At 70.8% G+C, this 17,275-nt stretch carries 14 protein-coding genes; all 14 read right to left on the bottom strand.

The features are described 5' to 3' along the window. Positions 1-231: 231 nt before the first annotated feature. The 14 genes from EES41_RS30935 to EES41_RS30875 all read right to left on the bottom strand — a co-directional run bounded on the left by EES41_RS30935 (position 232) and on the right by EES41_RS30875 (position 17,266). On the bottom strand, positions 232-2,907 hold the full coding sequence (locus tag EES41_RS30935; protein WP_254211621.1) for an amino acid adenylation domain-containing protein: 2,676 nt from the start codon (positions 2,905-2,907) through the stop codon (positions 232-234). Positions 2,908-3,156: 249 nt separating this feature from the next. Beyond that, positions 3,157-6,639 carry a non-ribosomal peptide synthetase gene (locus tag EES41_RS30930; protein WP_123081267.1) on the bottom strand — a complete coding sequence of 1,161 codons (3,483 nt, stop codon included), beginning with the start codon at positions 6,637-6,639 and terminating at the stop codon, positions 3,157-3,159. 54 nt (positions 6,640-6,693) lie between these two features. Then, a complete protein-coding gene (locus tag EES41_RS30925; RefSeq protein ID WP_123081266.1) occupies positions 6,694-7,446 on the bottom strand; it encodes a thioesterase II family protein in 753 nt (250 codons plus the stop codon). Next, on the bottom strand, positions 7,443-7,658 hold the full coding sequence (locus EES41_RS30920) for an MbtH family NRPS accessory protein (protein ID WP_123081265.1): 216 nt from the start codon (positions 7,656-7,658) through the stop codon (positions 7,443-7,445). Before EES41_RS30920 ends, EES41_RS30925 begins: the two co-directional genes overlap by 4 nt. A gap of 36 nt (positions 7,659-7,694) precedes the next feature. Next, positions 7,695-9,083 (bottom strand): condensation domain-containing protein, encoded by a 1,389-nt coding sequence (locus EES41_RS30915; protein WP_123081264.1) that lies wholly within the window; start codon positions 9,081-9,083, stop codon positions 7,695-7,697. A gap of 183 nt (positions 9,084-9,266) precedes the next feature. Next, positions 9,267-9,956: a 4'-phosphopantetheinyl transferase gene (locus tag EES41_RS30910; RefSeq protein ID WP_123081263.1), complete on the bottom strand. Its 690-nt coding sequence runs from the start codon at positions 9,954-9,956 to the stop codon at positions 9,267-9,269. Next, positions 9,953-10,201: a hypothetical protein gene (locus EES41_RS30905; RefSeq protein WP_123081262.1), complete on the bottom strand. Its 249-nt coding sequence runs from the start codon at positions 10,199-10,201 to the stop codon at positions 9,953-9,955. The genes EES41_RS30910 and EES41_RS30905 overlap by 4 nt, the downstream gene beginning before the upstream one ends. Continuing rightward, positions 10,183-10,911, bottom strand: a complete 729-nt coding sequence (locus EES41_RS30900) for a hypothetical protein (RefSeq protein WP_123081261.1) — start codon at positions 10,909-10,911, stop codon at positions 10,183-10,185. Before EES41_RS30900 ends, EES41_RS30905 begins: the two co-directional genes overlap by 19 nt. Continuing rightward, positions 10,911-12,617 (bottom strand): non-ribosomal peptide synthetase, encoded by a 1,707-nt coding sequence (locus tag EES41_RS30895; RefSeq protein ID WP_123081260.1) that lies wholly within the window; start codon positions 12,615-12,617, stop codon positions 10,911-10,913. Before EES41_RS30895 ends, EES41_RS30900 begins: the two co-directional genes overlap by 1 nt. Before the next feature lie 33 nt (positions 12,618-12,650). Next, positions 12,651-13,841: a cytochrome P450 gene (locus tag EES41_RS30890; protein WP_254211620.1), complete on the bottom strand. Its 1,191-nt coding sequence runs from the start codon at positions 13,839-13,841 to the stop codon at positions 12,651-12,653. A gap of 2 nt (positions 13,842-13,843) precedes the next feature. After that, a complete protein-coding gene (locus EES41_RS43215) occupies positions 13,844-14,104 on the bottom strand; it encodes a hypothetical protein (RefSeq protein WP_250568681.1) in 261 nt (86 codons plus the stop codon). Further along, entirely contained in the window at positions 14,101-14,796 is a 696-nt protein-coding gene (locus tag EES41_RS30885; RefSeq protein ID WP_123081259.1) for a thioesterase II family protein, read from the bottom strand. The genes EES41_RS43215 and EES41_RS30885 overlap by 4 nt, the downstream gene beginning before the upstream one ends. After that, a complete protein-coding gene (locus tag EES41_RS30880; RefSeq protein WP_164495985.1) occupies positions 14,793-16,460 on the bottom strand; it encodes a non-ribosomal peptide synthetase in 1,668 nt (555 codons plus the stop codon). The genes EES41_RS30885 and EES41_RS30880 overlap by 4 nt, the downstream gene beginning before the upstream one ends. A gap of 32 nt (positions 16,461-16,492) precedes the next feature. Next, positions 16,493-17,266: a thioesterase II family protein gene (locus EES41_RS30875; protein ID WP_123081258.1), complete on the bottom strand. Its 774-nt coding sequence runs from the start codon at positions 17,264-17,266 to the stop codon at positions 16,493-16,495. Positions 17,267-17,275: the final 9 nt, after the last annotated feature.

Genomic DNA, 17,275 nt, shown 5'->3' with positions numbered 1-17,275 from the left:
GGCAGCTTCCAGGAGTCCGCCGTGCTGCGAGCCCCTCCCTGCCCGGACGGGAGGGGCAATTCAAGCGGTACTTCCGGCCAGTTCATCGACGGGGACGGCGCCGAGGTGCAGCAGACCCCGCTGTCAGGTTGTTGAGTGTGTGAGTGCCTGACCGTGTGTCGGGTGTGGTGGGGCCGAAGCCCTTCATGGCACGTCGCGTAGTCGGAAAGGCGGTGCGGCACCGCGGAAGGGTTACGCGTCCAGCGAGAACGGGGCTCCTTCGGATCCATGGGCCAGCAGTTCGGCGAAGGCGGCCACGGTCGGGGCCTTGAACAGCATCGGGACGGTCACTCCGATACCCAGCGCCTCACGGATCCGGGCCACCAGGCGGATCGCATCGAACGAGTTGCCGCCCAGACGGAAGAAGTCGTCATGGATCCCCATGTCGGGTGCGGCAAGCACGTCGGCGAACAAGGAGCAGAGCAGCACCTCGGTCGTGTCGCGCGGAGCGGAAGGTCTCCCGGTCGTTCGGCGCCGGGGCGCAGGGAGTGCCGCCCGGTCGAGCTTGCCGTTGGCCGTCAGGGGTAGCGCGTCGACGATCACGAAGTCGTCCGGAACCATCTGTGGCGGGAGCCGGAGCTCCGCTTCTCGCCGCACGTCCTCGACATACAGATCCGGAGACGACCAACCCGACCCACGGTCCGCCGGTGCGGCACTCTCCCCGCCACCGGAGGCCGGCTGCCCGCCGCGGACTGCGTAGAGGGTGACCAGGCCGGTCTCCGAGAGCATCGCCAGCCCGTCGACGGTGACCCGGTACCCCCGCTCCTCCAGTTGGCCCCGGATCCAGTCGATCCGGCCCGGGGTGTTGTGCGCTTCGATCACCAGCTGGCGGACCAGGTTCCAGTGCTCCTCACGGAGCCCCAGAAGCACCGCGCGTTCGCTCTTCTCCGCATCGATCTTGAGCAGGTCGATCCGTTCCACACCGGTCTCGTCGATGACGTCCGACAGCGTGCGCAGCTCGCAGGTCACGTCGGTGTGTTGCAGCCGCTCTGTGAGCAGACCGTCGAGATCCGCCGCACCGCTCTGCGGAAGGGCTTCCCGCATCGGCTGCTCGTTGCGGACGAAGGCCTCCAGGACACCGCGCTCCTCGGCGATGTCACCGAATCGCCCCGACATGATCGAAAGTTGCGGGTAGTAGGTGAACGACGCCGTACCCGCCGCTTCGGCGAGGCCACACGGGAACAGCCTGGCGTCGACTCCGTGCAGCCGGGTGTTGAGTTCGAGCATGCGGAACAGCTGCGGAATCGGCTCGAACGAATGGACCACGCTGCCGGGACGGGAGCGGGCCACCGCGAGCGAGAAGAACCCGATGTGCGCGCCCACGTCGAAGACGCAGGCCCCGGTGTCGGGCAGCGTGATCCCGTGCCGCAGGTACTCGCCCTCTTCGAAGATCTCGCGGTACAGGAAGTCCGCCTCCGACCGGTTGGACGCGACGACGGCCATGCCGTTCGGCAGGGTCTGCAGGTCCTTCCGGTCGAGGAGCCCGGCTTCTTCAAGGCGGCACAGGTTCCGCAGCGCGGCGGCCTCGACGGGGTCGGGTACGAGGTAGGCGGTCAGCCGCGTCTCGCCGGCCTCGTCGGGCCTCGCGGCCACCACCGCGTCGGCGACCGCGGCGTGCCGGGCCAACGTCGCTTCGATCTCGCCGAGTTCGATGCGCACGCCTCCCACCTTGACCTGGTGGTCGTTGCGGCCCAGGTAGTGCAGGACGCCGTCAGGGTCCCGCCGGGCGAGATCCCCGGTTCGGTACATCCGGCTGCCTTCAGGGCCGTAGGGGTCGGGGACGAATCGCTCTGCTGTCAGCCCCGGTCGGTTGACGTACCCCCGGGCCAGCTGGACACCCGAGATGTAGAGCTCGCCGGCCACCCCGGGCGCGGCCTGGTTCAGCTGCTCGTCCAGAACGTACAGCCGGGTGTTCCGCACCGGCGCACCGATCGGCACCGGGCCGGGTGGGTCGCCGGGCCCACAGCGCCAGTAGGACACGTCCACCGCGGCCTCGGTGGGCCCGTAGAGGTTGTGCAGTTCGGCGTCCAGGAGGCGGAGGAACCGTGACCGCAGATCGGCCGAGAGCGCCTCGCCGCTCGCGAACACCCGGCGCAGCGAATCACATTGGGCCGCCGTCGGCTCTTCGAGGAAGTGCCGCAGCATGGACGGGACGAAGTGCACGGTCGTGATCCGCTCCGCCCGGATCAGCTCGGCGATCCGGCTGGGATCCCGGTGCTCGTCCGGCCCGGCCAGGACGAGGCGCGCACCGACGCACAGCGGCCAGAAGAACTCCCACACGGAGACGTCGAATCCGGCGGGGGTCTTCTGCAGGACGTGGTCGTCGTGGCCCAGCGGATACTCCGCCTGCATCCAGCGCAGGCGGTTGACGATGGCCTCGTGGGACACGGCCACCCCCTTGGGCCGGCCGGTGGATCCCGAGGTGAAGATGACGTAGGCGGTGTTCGACGGGTGCAGCGAGGGCCACCCGGTCTCGTCTGCCTCGGGCGCGCCCTCCTCCGACATCCGCCGGACGTCCTCGCCGTCGAGCATCAGCACGGGCCGTGCATCCTCGGTCATCTCCCGTACGCGCTCGGCGGGCAGCAGCGGATCGACCGGCAGGTACGCGGCCCCGGCCTTGTGCACCGCGTAGAGGGCGACCAGCAGTTCCACGGATCGCGGCACCGCGACCGCCACGATCGTTTCGGGCCCCGCCCCCTTGGCCATGAGCAACCGCGCCAGTCGGCCGGCCCTGGCATCCAGCTCGGCGTACGTGAGAGATGCGTCGGCGCCGACGAGCGCGACGGCGTCAGGGGTACGGGCCACCTGGGCCGCAAACAGATCGGGCAGGGTCTCTGCCGCCATGTCGTGAGCCGCGGTGTCGCTCATGACGTCACTTCCCATCGTTGTCGAACTGACCGTCGGACCGGGACAGGCACCGACGAGGCCGAGAAAGATTCGTCGCCCGCACCGGGAGACCGTAGGTGCGCCTGATGCCGGAAGCGCTCCTGCGCGGGCCGGTTCCCTACACGTGGATGGACACGCTGGTGTGACTGGCCGAGTTCCGGACGTCGTGGATGTCACCCGGAGGAACGAGGAAGTCCACCGCTCCGGCCTCGTTCGCCGTGACGCCTGTTCTCAGGGTGTCCACTCACGCGGATCGTCCTCTCTTGAGGTCGGCTGCGGAAGGGGCGCTGCGGCCGGACGGAGGGCCGCCCGGCGCAGTGCCTCGATGTGCTCGGCCAGCGTCTCCACGGTCGGCGCGTCGACCAGGGCGCGCACCGGGATGTCCAGCTCGAGCTCGGCCCGCAGTCGGCTGACGACCGCCAGCAGGGAGAACGAGTCCCCGCCGGCCTCGAAGAAGTTGGCCCGCACGTCCACCTCGGCGATCCCGAGCACCTCCGCCCAGGCCGCCGCGACGGTGCGCTCCGTCTCCGTGCTCGGCGGCGTCACGGCCGTCGGAAGCACGGGAATCGGCTCGGGTCGGGGCAGCCGCTGGCGGTCCACCTTGCCGGTCGGGGAGAGCGGCATGGCCTCGAGCCACGTGAACACGGCCGGCTGCATGACGATGGGCAGCTTCGGGGCGAGGTGGGCACGGAGCGCGGCCTCGTCGAGCCCGCTGCCCGGTGTCCTGACCACGTGGGCGACCAGCCGCTGGTCGGGCTCCAGGACCACCACGGCGTTCGCCACCTCGGGGTGACCGCGCAGCACCGATTCGATCTCCTCCAGCTCGACCCGCACGCCGCGGATCTTGACCTGATTGTCGACCCGGCCCAGGAACTCCATCTCCCCATTGGGCAGGCGGCGCACCAGGTCACCCGTGCGATAGAGGCGTCGGTCGGGCCGGGCCGGATCCGGGGCGAACCGGTCGGCGGTCAGGGCGGGCTGGTTGCGGTAGCCGCGAGCGACGCCGTCACCGCCGATCCAGAGCTCGCCGGGTACGCCGATGGGCTGCAGGTTCCCCCAGCGGTCGACCACCGCGCAGGAGGCGTTGGCGATCAGCTCACCCAGCGGCATGGAGCTGCGCTCCAGCGGCTCGTCGCCCATCCGGCCGACCAGGGCCGCGCCCGCGGTCTCCGTCGGCCCGTACTCGTTCCAGATCTCGCACCCGGCGGAGACGACCGCACGGGTCCGCGCCACCAGGTCGGCGTCCAGGTTCTCGCCGCCCATGGACACGTGCCGCAGCGTCGGCATGTCGAGGCCGGCGTCGGTGATGCCGCGCATCTGGGTCGGCGTCAGGTACAGCATGTGGATCGACTGCTCGTTGATGAACCGGGCGGTGGCCCGGCCGTCGGCCTTGACCTCACGGGGCAGCATGACCAGGCAGGCGCCCGCGGTCAGCGCGTGGAACATCTGCTCGACAGACCAGTCGAAGTGGTAAGAGAGGTTGTGCACCACCCGGGTGCCGGGCCCGATCGGACGGATGTCCTGGGCCCACTGGATCCACGGGGTGATCGCGGTGTGCGGCAGGCCGACGCCCTTGGGCCGGCCGGTGGTCCCGGACGTGTACATCAGGTACACCAGCTGCGAGGGATGCAGCGCGGACCCCGGGGCGCCGCCCCCCGCGCCGTCCTGCGCGGCGCTCACCACGTCCACGCCCTCCAAGAGGGCCGTCGGCAGCTGGTCCCGCAGCTCCGGGGTGGTGACCAGGACCTTCATCCCGCTGTCCGCGACGACGTACGACATCCGGTCGACGGGGGCGAGCGGATCGATCGGCACGTAGGCGGCACCGGACTTCAGGATGCCGAGGATGCCGACGATGAGGTCCACCGACGGGTCCGCGCACAGGCCGACCAGATCGTCGGTGCCGATGCCGCGCGCCGTCAGCTCGTCGGCCAACCGGGATGCCCTGCCGTCGAGTTCGTGGTAGCTGACCCGCTCGTCGCCGCTCTCCACCGCGTCCGCGTCCGGGGTCCTGAGCGCCTGCGCCTCGAACATCCGGTGCAGGAAGAGGTCCGTGGGGTAAGGGCCGCAGCCGGCGGTGGACCACTCCTCGAGCTGACGACGCTCCTCCTCGGGAAGGATGGTGAGCTCGGAGAGGCGCTTGGCGGGAGCGGCCACCGCGTCGGCCGCGAGCACGGCAAAGTGGTCGAGGATGCGCCAGGCCTTGTCCTCAAGGAACAGGTCGGTGTTGTAGTCGACCGCGAGGCGGTACGTGAATTCGGTCTCGACGACCCGGAACACCAGGTCGAACTTGACCGCCTTCAGGTTCAGGCCCAACTCGACGTCGTTGACGCCGATCCCGACCAGCTCCGGCGCCGGCACCTGGTGCTGGTACGCCAGCATGACCCGGAACGGCCCCTGCCGGGAGGAACGGTCGGTCGAGACCGCGTTGACCACCCGCTCGTAGGGGACGTCCTGGTGGGCGAAGGCCTCCAGGATCCTGCCCCGGACCCGGCCGAGCAGCTCTGCCAGCGTCGGGTCGCCGGACAGGTCGCTGCGCACGGCGAGGGTGTTGAGGAAGCACCCGAGCATGGAGTCGAGCTCCGGCAGATCACGGTTGGCGCTGGGGATGCCGACCACGATGTCCGTCTGGCCGCTGTACCGGCCGAGCAGCACGTTGAGCAGCGTGAACATGGTCATGAACGGAGTGGCGTTGTGCTCCCTGGACAGCTCGCGGATCCTGCGCGACACCGCTCGGGGCAGCTCGATGTCCACCGACGCCCCCCGGCTCGTGGTGGTCTCCCGGGGCGGCAGATCGGTCGGAAGGTCCAGCACGGGCAGCGGGCCGCGCAGCCGGTCCTTCCAGTAGTCGAGTTGGCGTTCGAGCGTGGTCCCGGTGACCGTGCGCCGCTGCCAGGCGGCGTAGTCGGCGTACTGCACCGGCGGCTTCACGGCCGCCGGGATCCCGCCGTCGTCGGCGGCGGCGTAAAGCTCCAGCAGCTCGGCCATGGCGAGTTCGAAGGAGTACACGTCGGTGATGATGTGGTGCAGGTTGATGAGCAGGACGTGCCAGTCCTCGTCCAGCCGGTACAGCTCGACCCGGAGCAGCGGCCCCCGCTCCACGTCGAACGGCCGCTGGGCGGAGTCGAGGAGCAGACCGGCCAGAACCTGCTCCTGCTTCTCCTCCGGCTCGTCCCGGAGGTCGACCACGGTCAGCGGCAATTCGGCCTTGGCCTGAATCACCTGCTCGGGGATGCCGTCGACCGCCTTGATGGTGGTGCGGAAGACCTCGTGCCGGTCGACCAGCGCCTGGACGGCCTGCCCCAGGGCCGTGATGTCGAGCGGGCCCACGAGCTCGTTCGCCACCGGGATGTTGTAGCGGGAGCTCGGCCCCTGGACGTGCTCGTCGACCCACAGCCGCTGCTGGGCGAAGGAGGTGGGCGCGTGGAAAACCTCGCCCGAGCGCCCCTCGAACGGCTCGATGGTCTGTTCCGCCCCCGGCTCCGTCTCCCGCATCGCCTCGATGGCCGCGGTCAGCTCGGCGAGGGTCTGCGCGTCGAAGAGCACGCTGAGCGGAATCCGGATGCCCAGCTCCTCGCGCAGCCGGCTGATCGCTCTGGCACCTTTCAGTGAATTCCCGCCCAGCGCGAAGAAATTGGCGTCAGGACCGGATATCTCGGTGTGCAGGACAGCCGTCCACACATCCGAGACGACGTCCATCACGGACCGCTGCGACATGTCGTTCCACCTAAATCCGTCAATCGAGAGGATGTTGTTTCGAAGGGCTTCGGGTCAGTGACGGTTCTGCCAGGGCACGGCAGCGAGCCGTCCGGCGATCTCGGCGAGCACGGCCGGACGGGCGGAGTGCAGGAAGAAGTGGCCGCCGGGGAACATCCGCAGGTCGAAGCCGCCGGCTGTGAGCTCGCCCCAGCGCGGCATCACCGCAGTGCCCGCGGGATCGTCCTCGGTCCCGCCGAACGCCGTGACCGGGCAGGTCAGCAGCGGCCCGCCGGTGAACCGGTAGGTCTCGACCACCGCGAGGTCGGCCCGGATCACCGGGAGCATCAGGCGCATCAGTTCCGGGTCTGCCAGCACCGCTTCCGGTGTCGCGGACCAGGAGCGCAGTTTCCCGATCAGCTCCTTCTCCGGACCGGCGTGGTACGCGGTCTCCTCCCGGGCTTGGGGCGGTACGCACCCCGAGACGAACAGCCGGGTGGGTGAGCCGATCTCCATCCGCTGTAGTGCACGGGTGAGGCTCCAGGCCACCAAGGCGCCCATGCTGTGCCCGAAGAATGCGAACGGACGGTCCAGGTGCGGGATGACCGAGGGCACCAGGACGTTGAGCACGGCGCCCATCCGGTCGAACAGCGGAGCACCCAACTGGTCTTCTCTGCCCGGAAGTTGTACCGACCACGGCTCGATGTCGGCGGGCAGGGCAGCGGCCCAGCCGCGGAACGCCGAGGCACCGCCGCCGGCGTACGGGAAGCAGAACAGCCGCGTGGCCGCCTGTGGCCGCTCGGCGAGCGGCCTGACCGTCACCCTCATCGGCCGGTCCCGCGCGCCATCTCCCGGCGCAGGGCCAGCGGACGCATGTCCGTCCACACCTCGTCGACGTGCGCGAGACAGGCCTCCTTCGAGCCCCGCTCGCCCGTCTCCCGCCAGCCGGCGGGCAGCTCGCGACCCTGCGGCCAGATGGAGTACTGCTCCTCGGAGTTGATCACCACGACATAGCCGTCGTCGTCACGCTGTCCGTCCATGGGTCCTTCCTTTCGGTGAGATGGCGCAATACCGGCTCAGGCGTTCGGCGTCCCGGGCCGGGAAGCTCGCAGGGCCCCCAGGCGGCGACGGCCGGCGGGTACGGTCCGCGTCGCCCGCCGGGCCCGCGCCAGCGGCTCCGCCAGGGCGGCCAGCGAGACCGTCACGTCCTCGACGACCGTCCGCAGGACAGCCAGAAAGGCCGACCGGACCTCCTCGGCCTCGGACTTCGCCAGCCGCCGGGAGTTGTAGTTGAGCCGCAGCCTGAGCCGGTCCCCGTCGGGCCTACCGAACAGGCAGAGGTCGAGCTGCGAGGTCTGCCGGGCCGGGGGCAGGAAGTCCGCGAACTGGAAGGAGGTCGAGAAGACCGGGTTCCGGCCGGGTCGGGACTCCACATCGAGCTTGTCGAGCAGCAGGGTGAACGGATATCGGCTGTGCGCATAGGCGGCGACGCTCACGGCCCTGGTCCGGCGCACGACCTCCTCGAAGGGATCCGCACCCGACATCCGCACCCGGACGGAGAGCGGGTTGACGAAACTGCCGAACACGCCGTCGAGCTCCTTGGTGTCCCGGCCGGAGAACGGGACGCAGACCACGATGTCGTCGTCGGCGCTGATGTCTCGCAGCGCGACCGCGTAAGCGCTGAGCAACAGGATGTGCGGCGTGACGCGCAGCTTCTTGCCCAGTGCCGCCAGCCCTGCGGCCGTGTCGGCCTCGACGTCGAACTCCAGCGTCTCGTTCACCACCGCATCGGCGGGCGCATCGTAGTCCCCGATGCGCAGCCGCGGCAGCGGGGCGGCCAGCTGGTCGAGCCAGTACACCTCCATGGCCTTGCTCTGGTCGCTCGCCAGCCACTGCCGCCGACCCCGCACGAAGGCGTCGTAGGTCGTCGCGAGCGGGGGCAGCTCAGGCTCTCCGCCCGCGGCGAAAGCTCGGTAACAGAGCAGCAGTTCGCGTATGAAGATGCGCATGCTGGTGCCGTCCGTGATGATGTGGTGCACGTTCACGAAGAGGCAGTGGTGGTCGGCGGCCAGCTTGAACACCTTGAGCCGCACCGGCGGGGTGGCGAGTTCGTCGAAGGGGGTCGCGGCCTCGGCCCGGACGCGCCGATTCAGTTCGGCCGTCGGATCAGCCGCGCCGGTCAGGTCGACGAGCGGCACGTCCAGGTCGAAATCAAACAGGACACGCTGGCGCGGACCCTCTGGAGTGTCCCGGAAGGACAGCCGCAGCGCTTGGTGCCGGTCCATCAGGAAGGCTGCGGCGCGGCGCACGGCGACGATGTCCACCGCCTCGTACAAGTGCTGCCAGTGCGGAAGATTGGAATCCGCCCTGCTCTCGTCCAGCTGATGCTGGAGCCACATCCCCCTCTGACCGTTCCACAGTTCGAACCAGTCCCCATCGTCCTCGAAATCGTAGGGGTCTTCCACTTGGCCAGCCAATCTTCAAATCAATGGTTTACAAAATGCCCGGACCGACGAGACCAATTCAGAGAGGCTTTCCACCGCTTCCGAGGACTTCAACAGGCGTGGACAGCACCCGACAGATGAATCAATTCACACACCGCGACTCACACATTCTTTCGATTCCCTTCGCTCTGTCAAGATTCCCGTTTACCGGAATTCACGGGACGGGCCGGAAGCGCACATCCGACCCGGAACGGCGCTCGCGGCCTGGACCAGCCCGTCCGCCACCCGCCACCGCCCCTCGAAGAAGACCGGGCCGGCCCCGTCAGCCGTCGCCTCCGGAGCCAGCAGCCGGGCGGTGAAGGTGCCGTTCTCCGGGTCGAGGACGACTTCGGCGTCGACGAAGTCGAGCACGACGCCGCCCAGGGGGTACCACGCCTTGTAAACGCTCTCCTTGACGGCGAAGAGCAGCGTGTCCCAGTGCACCTCCGCGTCCCGGCGGAGGAGCTCCGCGAGGTGGCGCCGTTCGGCTTGCGACGTGATCAGGCGCAGGCCCCCGTCGGGCAGCGGCTGGTGGACCTCCGCGTCGATGCCGAGGGAGCGGAATGCCCCGGCCCGGGCGACCACGGCCGCCCGGTAGCCCGAGCAGTGGGTCATGCTGCCGACCACGCCGCACGGCCACTGCGGTGCCCCCGCCGTGCCCCGGAGGATCGGGGCCGGGGGGATGCCGAGCCGACCGAGGGCGGTTCGGGCACAGTGCCTGACGGTGGCGAACTCGCGGCGCCTGGCGACCGGTGACCGGGCAACCGCCTCGGCCTCCCCCGGCTGCAGCGGGGCGTCGGGCAGATCACCGTACGCCTCCTCGACCTCAACGCCGGGCGGCAGGAGGGTGATCACGAGGCGGCCCCGTCGAGTTCGGCCATCACGGCTTCCGCCGCTTCCAGGGTGGGTACGTGGTCGATCATCTCGAAGTGACCGACGGGCACCGCGTACTGGCGGTAGTCCGGCAGGCCGAGCTCCGGCCAGTCGGCCGCCGGTCCGGGGGCGCGGGCGATGCCGGCGGGGTCGTCCCGCACGGCGCCGGCCGGCTGGGCCGCCGCCAGGGGGTCGACGGCGTCACGCTCTACGAGGGCAGGCTGCACGGCTCCTCCTTCCCCCCGGTGGCCAGCAGGTTGGTGAGCAGGACCTTCACGGCAGGCGCGTGGAACAGCTCCTCCGCCGTCACATCGACCCGGTGCACCGCCCCGGAGCCCGGCCAGTCGAGCGCCTCGCTCAGCAGGACGTGGGTGGGAGCCGGCGGGGCCTGCGGGGGCACCGCCGCGGTCAGGGTGAAGCTGAGCCAGGCCCGCTGCCCCTCGGTGAGTTCGACCAGGATCTCCTCGTCGAGCCCGGGCGAGCAGCCGACGATCACCGAGAGCAGGAAGGAGCCGGCCAGGGTGAGCGCGTCACCGGACGGCAGGCCGGTGATCGTGGGCACCTCGGCGGACTCGTCCATCGCCAGGGCGAGGTCGTCCAGCAGTTCCTGAGGCGCCTTGGGATCGCCCGGTGCCGGGTCGAGCACGATGAGCGGGACGTCCGGCCCGGGCAGCGCCTCCACCAGCGCCGAGGCCAGGCCGACGGCCGAACAGTAGGCCAGCACCGCGACCGGGAGCGGCCCGGCGGCGGTGATCCGCTCGGCCCAGTGGGCGGCCTGCTCAGCCGTCCCGACGACTCCGTCGGCGAGGCCGGGGTAGCGCAACGGGTCGATCCTGAGGGTCCGCTCCCGCCAACCGTCGGGCAGGATGCCGCCGAAGGTCCTGCGGGGCACCTCGTTCCCGAACTCCATTATCACGAGGGGCCGTTGGTCCTGCATCACTCTGCACTCCTGACGGCTTCGTCGACCTCGGCGGAGAAGTCCGCGAGGACCGGATGGTTGAAGATGGCCTGCAGCCCGATCTTGATGCCGAACTGCTCACGCGTCCGGGACACCGCCCGGGCGGCGATCAGCGAGTGCCCACCGATCTCGAAGAAGCTGTCCCCGGAGCGGGGGAGGTTCCCGGTCAGCTCAGACCAGATCTCGGCGATCCGCGCCTCGGTGGCGCCGAGGGGGGAGGGCTCGGCCGCGGCTGCGACCGGAGTGTCCGGCAGGGCCTTCCGGTCGATCTTGCCGTTGGATGTCAGCGGCATCGCGACGAGCCGGTGCAGCCCGGTGGGGAGCATGTACGCGGGCAGCCGACCGGTCAGTGCGGCGCGGATGTCGCCCGGCTCGGCCTCGCCGCAGAAGAAGGCGTGCAGCGATCCGCCGTCCTGGTCCGGCACGTGGACGACGGCCGTCTGGTCCACTCCGGGAACAGCCAGGATCTCCTGCTCGACCTCGGCCGGCTCCACCCGGTGACCGCGGATGCTGACCTGGGCGTCCCGCCGCTCGACGAACTCCAGCTCGCCGTCGGCCGTCCAGCGGCAGAGGTCGCCGGAGGAGTACCAGCGGTTCTCGTCCTGGTCGGCGACGAACTTGCTGCCGGTGAGCTCCGGGTCGCCCCGGTAGCCGAAGGCCAGGACATCGCCTCCGATCAGCAGTTCCCCGGGCACACCGGGCTCGGCGACCTCGACCCCGTCGGCATCCACCAGCCGGACCTTCGCGCCGGCGATGGGGCGTCCGATCACCGGCGCGCCCTCGGTGGGGCAGCGGCGCAGGTCCGCGCTGGCGGTGGTCACCACGGTGGCCTCGGTCGGCCCGTAGTGGTTGAAGACCGCGGCGGGGAAGCCGGCCGGCGGGCTCACCCGAAGGCGGTCCCCGCCGGTCAGCAGGACGGCCAGGCCGACGGGCGGGGCCGGGAGGGCGAACAGTTGCTCGGCGAGCGGGGTGCTCAGGAAGCAGTGCGTGATGGCGCTCCGCTCGATGAACTCGGCGATCACCGCGCTGTCGACGATCAGCCGCTCGGTCGGCAGCACCAGCGTCGCCCCGCTCGCGAGCGCCGCCCAGACCTCCCAGACCGTGGCGTCGAACCCCAGCCCGGCGAAGGCTCCGACCCGCACCCCGGGCCGGGTGCCGTAGGTCTCCCGGTGCCAGGACACCAGGTTCGCCAGGCCCGCGTGGCCGACCTCGACGCCCTTGGGCGTACCGGTCGAACCGGAGGTGTAGATGACGTAGGCCAGCGGGGCCGGCGACACCGACGCCGGGGCCGCCCCGGTGCTGTCGAGTACCGGAACACCCGCGGGCACCCGTCCGGCGAGCCCCTCCTGCGCGAGCACGGCCACCGGCCGGGCGTCTCGCAGGATCGCCTCCACCCGGCCGTCCGGCAGTGCCGGATCGAGCGGCAGGTACGCGGCACCCGCGAGCCAGCTTCCGAGCTGCGCCACGATGCCCTCGATGCCGCGCTCGAAGAGCAGACCGACGAGGCAACCGCTCCGGTGCCCCTCGGCCTGCCGTATGCGTCCGGCCACCGCGGCAGCCGCGTCCCAGAACTGACGGTAGGTGAGCTTCTGCTCGCCGCACTCGACCGCAACCACGTCCGGATGCGCGTCGACGATCGCGCCGAGCATCCGGACCACCGTCCGTTCGTTCACGATGCCCTGCATCAAACTCTCCTTTCAGGGATGTGCGGTCGGCCGTCAAGAGGCCGTGCCGCGCACGGCCAGGCGTTCCAGGACGGTGACGCCGAAGTGCTGCCTCGTCACCGGCGGCCCGTCGAGGGCGAGGTCCGCCCACCTGCCGGCGAGGCGCTCCAGTACGATCTCGGACTCCATCCGCGCCAGCCCCGCCCCCAGGCAGTAGTGCGCGCCGAAGCCGAAGGTGAGGTGCCGCCTGATCTCGCGGTCGTAGTCCAGAAGGTCCGGGTCGGCGAAGACGGCCGGGTCGCGGTTGGCCACGCCGAGCATCAGCAGGACGAGGTCCCCCTCCGCGATCAGGTGACCGGCCGCCTCCACCGGCGCGGTGGCCACCCGGGCCACCTGCTGGACGGAGGTGTCGAATCGGAGCAGCTCGTCGACCACCGAGCCCGGTTCACCGCTCCGCAGGTCGGCCCAGGCATCGGCGTGCAGCGCGGCCCGAACGGCCTTGCCGATGAAGGTCGAGGTGGTCTCGAACCCGGCGTAGATCAGCAGGCTCGCTGTGGCCCAGACGTCGGCGGCCTCGATGACGCCTTCCTCGCGGGCGTTGCGCAGCAGCCAGAGCCCGGTGCCCTCGCGGACCTCCGAGCGCAGGGCCTCGTCCACCACGTCCGCGATTTCCCGCAAGGCGCGATGACCCCTGGTCCTGACCTCCGGCAGGTAGTCCGCCATCAGCAGCGCCGCGATGTCGGGAGACCAGTCGTGCAGCCGGGGCGCGACCTCCGCGGGCAGACCCAGGAGCCGGCAGATGACCCGGCTGGAGAGCGGGACGGCGAGTTCCGCCATCACCTCCAGCCCGTCCGTCCGCCCCGCCAGGAGCTCGTCGACCAGCTCTTCGACGACGGGACGCATCGCGGCGAGCCGGTCGGCCGCGAAGAGCGGCGCGACGACCCGGCGGGCCGCCGCGTGCTCGGGGTCGTCGTTGAACATGAACCACCTGCGCACGACCTCCGCGGCCCGCCCCCCGCCCTCTCCCTCGCGGTGCAGGGTGGTGGTGCCCCGCTGCGGCCAAGCAGCCGACAGGGCGGGGTGCCGCAGCAGGGCCGTCGTCTCGCGGAACCCGGAGACGATCCACACCTCCAGGTCCTCGTCCCAGCGGACCGGCTCCTCCTCCCGCAGCGGGAGGTAGTCCGCGCAGGGGTCGGCCGCCGGACGGTCGTCGTCGCGGTAGGGGCAGCGTGCGGCCTGTGTCACGGTCACTTGGTTCTCTCCGGGTTCTGGTCGACCCGGCGCAGCGGGGCGTACTCGATCTCGTCCAGGGTGTTCGGCGCCCGTTCGATGCCGTCCAGGAGCGGCAATGCCGACCGGGCGGCCGTGACCTCGGCGGCGGTGGTCCGTGGCCGGCAGCGCGTGGACTGCGTCAGGATCCCGTCGCTCTGCTCGTCCGGCGCGGACGGCTCCGGGTCGCGGATGACCGACAACTGGCCGAGGGCCACCGGTGCGACGGCCGGACTCAACAAGGCTCCCCCTTCGTACAGACCGCCTCGACGGCGGCCACGAGCTCACGCTCGGCGGAGTGCAGGAAGAAGTGGCCGCCGCGGATTTGCTCCACTCGGAAGGGACCATCGGTGTAGTCCGCCCACGCCTCGACCGAAGACAGGTCCGCCTCGTGGTCCGTGTCCCCGTAGAACGCCACCACCGGGCAGCCGACCGTACCTGGGGTGCCGGTGCCGTACTCGCCGAGGATCCGGTAGTCGGCGCGGATGACGGGGAGGTAGATCTCCATCAGCTCCTCGTTCTCCAGCAGCTCCTTCGGAGTCCCGCCCACCGCGGCCAGTCGCTCGATGAGTTCGGCGTCGGAGAGTCGGTGGCTGTCCGCGTCGGCGGCCGGCAGCCGGGGTGCGCGGCTGGCCGAGACCAGCAGCGCCGACGGTTCCGGAGCACCCTTGGAGCGGAGCAACTTGGTCAGCTCGAAGGCGATCACAGCACCGTAGCTGTGGCCGAACAGCACGTACGGCGAGCCCGGGTCGAGCTGCTGGTACAGGTCCGCGAGCAGGGCTGCCAGCTCGTCAATCGGCTCCTCCACGCAGCGTGAGCCCCGGCCGGGGAGCTCCAGCGGCACGACGGTGACGAAGTCCGGCAGGTGGCGCTGCCACGGGTCGTAGACGCGTGCCGAGCACCCGGCGTAAGGAATGCAGTAGAGATTCAATGGGGCATCTCCGTACGGAGGATGTAGTCGGTCAGCGAGGCGACGGTCGGGTACCGGAAGATCTCCTTGATCGGCACCCGGATGCCGAGGCCGTCGGTGAGCCGCTTCTGGAGCACCGTCAGGAGGACCGAATTCCCGCCGGCGTCGAAGAAGTTGGTGTCCTCGTCGACGGAGTCCGCGGCGAGCGTCTGCCGCCACGCCTCGGCCACGCGTGCCCGGACGTCCCCCGAGGGCGCTGCGGCGGGCGCTTTGGCAGCCTGCACCACCTGGTCGCCGACGGCCAGGCCGGCCGCCAACCCGATCCGGTCCACCTTTCCTGTGGTGGTGCGGGGCAGCGCGGACAGGGCAGTGATCCTGGCGGGGTGGTGGCTCGACGGCAGCCGGTCCTTCAACCAGCCCTGGAGGTCCGCCTCGGCGCGCTGTACCACGAAGGCCACCAGCGCCGCGGCGTCGGGCCGGTCGGCGTCCTGGACCAACACGACGGCCTGCGAGACCTCCGGGTGCTCCTCCAGAACGGCCTCCACCTCGCCCAGCTCGATCCGGTGTCCGCGCAGCTTGACCTGGCTGTCCAGGCGGCCGAGGAACTCCAGTGCGCCGTCGGGCCCCCGTCCGACCCGGTCCCCGGTGCGGTAGACGCGGCGGCGGCCGTCGGGGGTGTCACCATGCAGGAAACGCTCAGCCGTCAGCTCCTCTCGGTTGAGGTAGCCGTGCGCCAGCCCCTGCCCGTAGAGCAGGAGTTCACCGCTCTCGTCGGTGAAGAGGCCCACCCCGGCCACCGGCTCGCCGAGCGAGATCCGCTCGGCGGATTCCACCCGCGCCGCCGTGGCCCAGAGGACTCCCTCGGTCGGGCCGTACACGTTCCACAGTTCACCGCACCGCGGCAGCAGCTCCCGGGCGAGGCTCGGGGTGAGCGTCTCTCCGCCGGTCCACAGTCGGCTACCGGGCGCACCCGTCCAGCCGGAGGCCGTCAGCATCCGCCAGAAGCTGGGGGTGGCCTGGACGATGTCCGGCGCGGCCCCCGCCACCAGCTCCGCGAAGGCGAGTGGATCCGCCCGGATCTCCTCCGGGACTACCGTGAAGGAGGCCCCCACGGTCAGCGGAAGGAGCAGCTCCACCAGCGAGATGTCGAAGGACAGCGCGGCCATCGCCAGCACGCTCTCGCCGGCCGCCAGCCCCGGCCGCTCAGCCAGGGCGGCGAGGCGGTCGATCAGGGCCTCGTGGCCCACCATCACGCCCTTGGGCTGCCCGGTCGAGCCGGAGGTGTAAAGGATGTAGGCGATCTCACCCAGGTCCGGTTCCCTCGGCGGCGACGGAAGTCCGTTCCTCTCCAGGGCGAACTCGCCCTCGGCCAGCTCGCGCAGCAGCAGGGCGGGGCGGGCGTCGTCGAGGACCCGGGCCCGCCTGGCCGGCGGGCTCTGCCGGTCGAGCGGCAGCACGGCGCAGCCCGCGGCGTTCGCGGCGAGGATGCCGACGGCCCCACTGAACCGGCTGGACGCGTCGAGCGCCACGACGGAGCCCGGCCGGACCTTCGCCGCTATCCGCTCGCCGAGGTCTGCGGCCAGCGCGGCGACGTCACGGTAGGTGTACGTGCGTGCCGTCCGCGCGGCCACGGCCTCGGGCGTCCGCTCCACCTGAGCCTGGACGACATTCCACACTGTCTCCACGCGAGCCCCCTAGGTTCGAAAGGAAGTACTGGTCAGTGGCCGACGACCGGGAGCGCCCGGGACACGCTCCGGAGCACGGCCTCCCGCTCGTCATTGAGGAAGAGGTGGCCACCGGGGAAGACCTCCACCTCGGTCCGGCCGGTGGTCAGATCGGCCCAGCCCTCAAGGTGCTCCTCGGCGACCCTGGGGTCCGCGTCACCACCGAAGACCGAGACCGGGCAGGTGAGCAACTCGCCCGGCCGGTAGACGTAGCCGGCGAACAGCGAGAGGTCGGCCCGGAAGGTCGGCAGGATGAAGGTGACGAAGTCCGGGTTCTGCAGCAACTTCTCCGGCGTGCCGTTGAGACGGCGGAGCTCGTTGATCAGCCCCTCGTCGGAGAGGTCGAGTTCACTCAGCTTCCTGGACTCGTGGGCCGGTAGCGCCCGGCAGCCGGACACCATGATCCGGACCGGCTCCAGCCCCTGCTCACGCTGCAGCCTGCGGGCGAGCTCCCAGCTGACGATGGCGCCCATGCTGTGCCCGAAGAAGGCGAACGGCCGGTCCAGGTAGGGCAGCAGGGCGGGGAGAAGGACGTCCAGCAGCTCTTCCAGGTCCGCGATCGGCCGGTCGAAGAACCGGTCCTCCCGACCCGGCAGCTGCACGGCGAATGCCTCCACTCCTTCCGGGAGTCCGGCGCCCCACCCCCGGAAGGCCGAGGCGCCTGCCCCGGCGTACGGGAAACAGAAGAGCCGGAGGGCGCCGGGCTCGGTCCGGCCGGGAATCGGCCGGACCCAGCTCTGGGCCGTCTGCGGTGGTGCCGAGTGCATGGGGTTCCG

It is taken from the genome of Streptomyces sp. ADI95-16 (assembly GCF_003721495.1).
In the GTDB taxonomy this organism is placed as follows: Bacteria; Actinomycetota; Actinomycetes; order Streptomycetales; family Streptomycetaceae; genus Streptomyces; species Streptomyces goshikiensis.
Note: the sequence above shows the minus strand (reverse complement) of the source record. Positions and strands in the feature narration are given on the sequence as shown.

Coding starts and splice junctions, on each gene's coding strand:
- EES41_RS30900 (WP_123081261.1), bottom strand. CDS start 10,911: ATGCAGGACCAACGGCCCCTCGTGATAATGGAGTTCGGGAACGAGGTG.
- EES41_RS30875 (WP_123081258.1), bottom strand. CDS start 17,266: ATGCACTCGGCACCACCGCAGACGGCCCAGAGCTGGGTCCGGCCGATT.
- EES41_RS30920 (WP_123081265.1), bottom strand. CDS start 7,658: ATGGACGGACAGCGTGACGACGACGGCTATGTCGTGGTGATCAACTCC.
- EES41_RS30935 (WP_254211621.1), bottom strand. CDS start 2,907: ATGAGCGACACCGCGGCTCACGACATGGCGGCAGAGACCCTGCCCGAT.
- EES41_RS30930 (WP_123081267.1), bottom strand. CDS start 6,639: ATGTCGCAGCGGTCCGTGATGGACGTCGTCTCGGATGTGTGGACGGCT.
- EES41_RS30895 (WP_123081260.1), bottom strand. CDS start 12,617: ATGCAGGGCATCGTGAACGAACGGACGGTGGTCCGGATGCTCGGCGCG.
- EES41_RS30925 (WP_123081266.1), bottom strand. CDS start 7,446: ATGAGGGTGACGGTCAGGCCGCTCGCCGAGCGGCCACAGGCGGCCACG.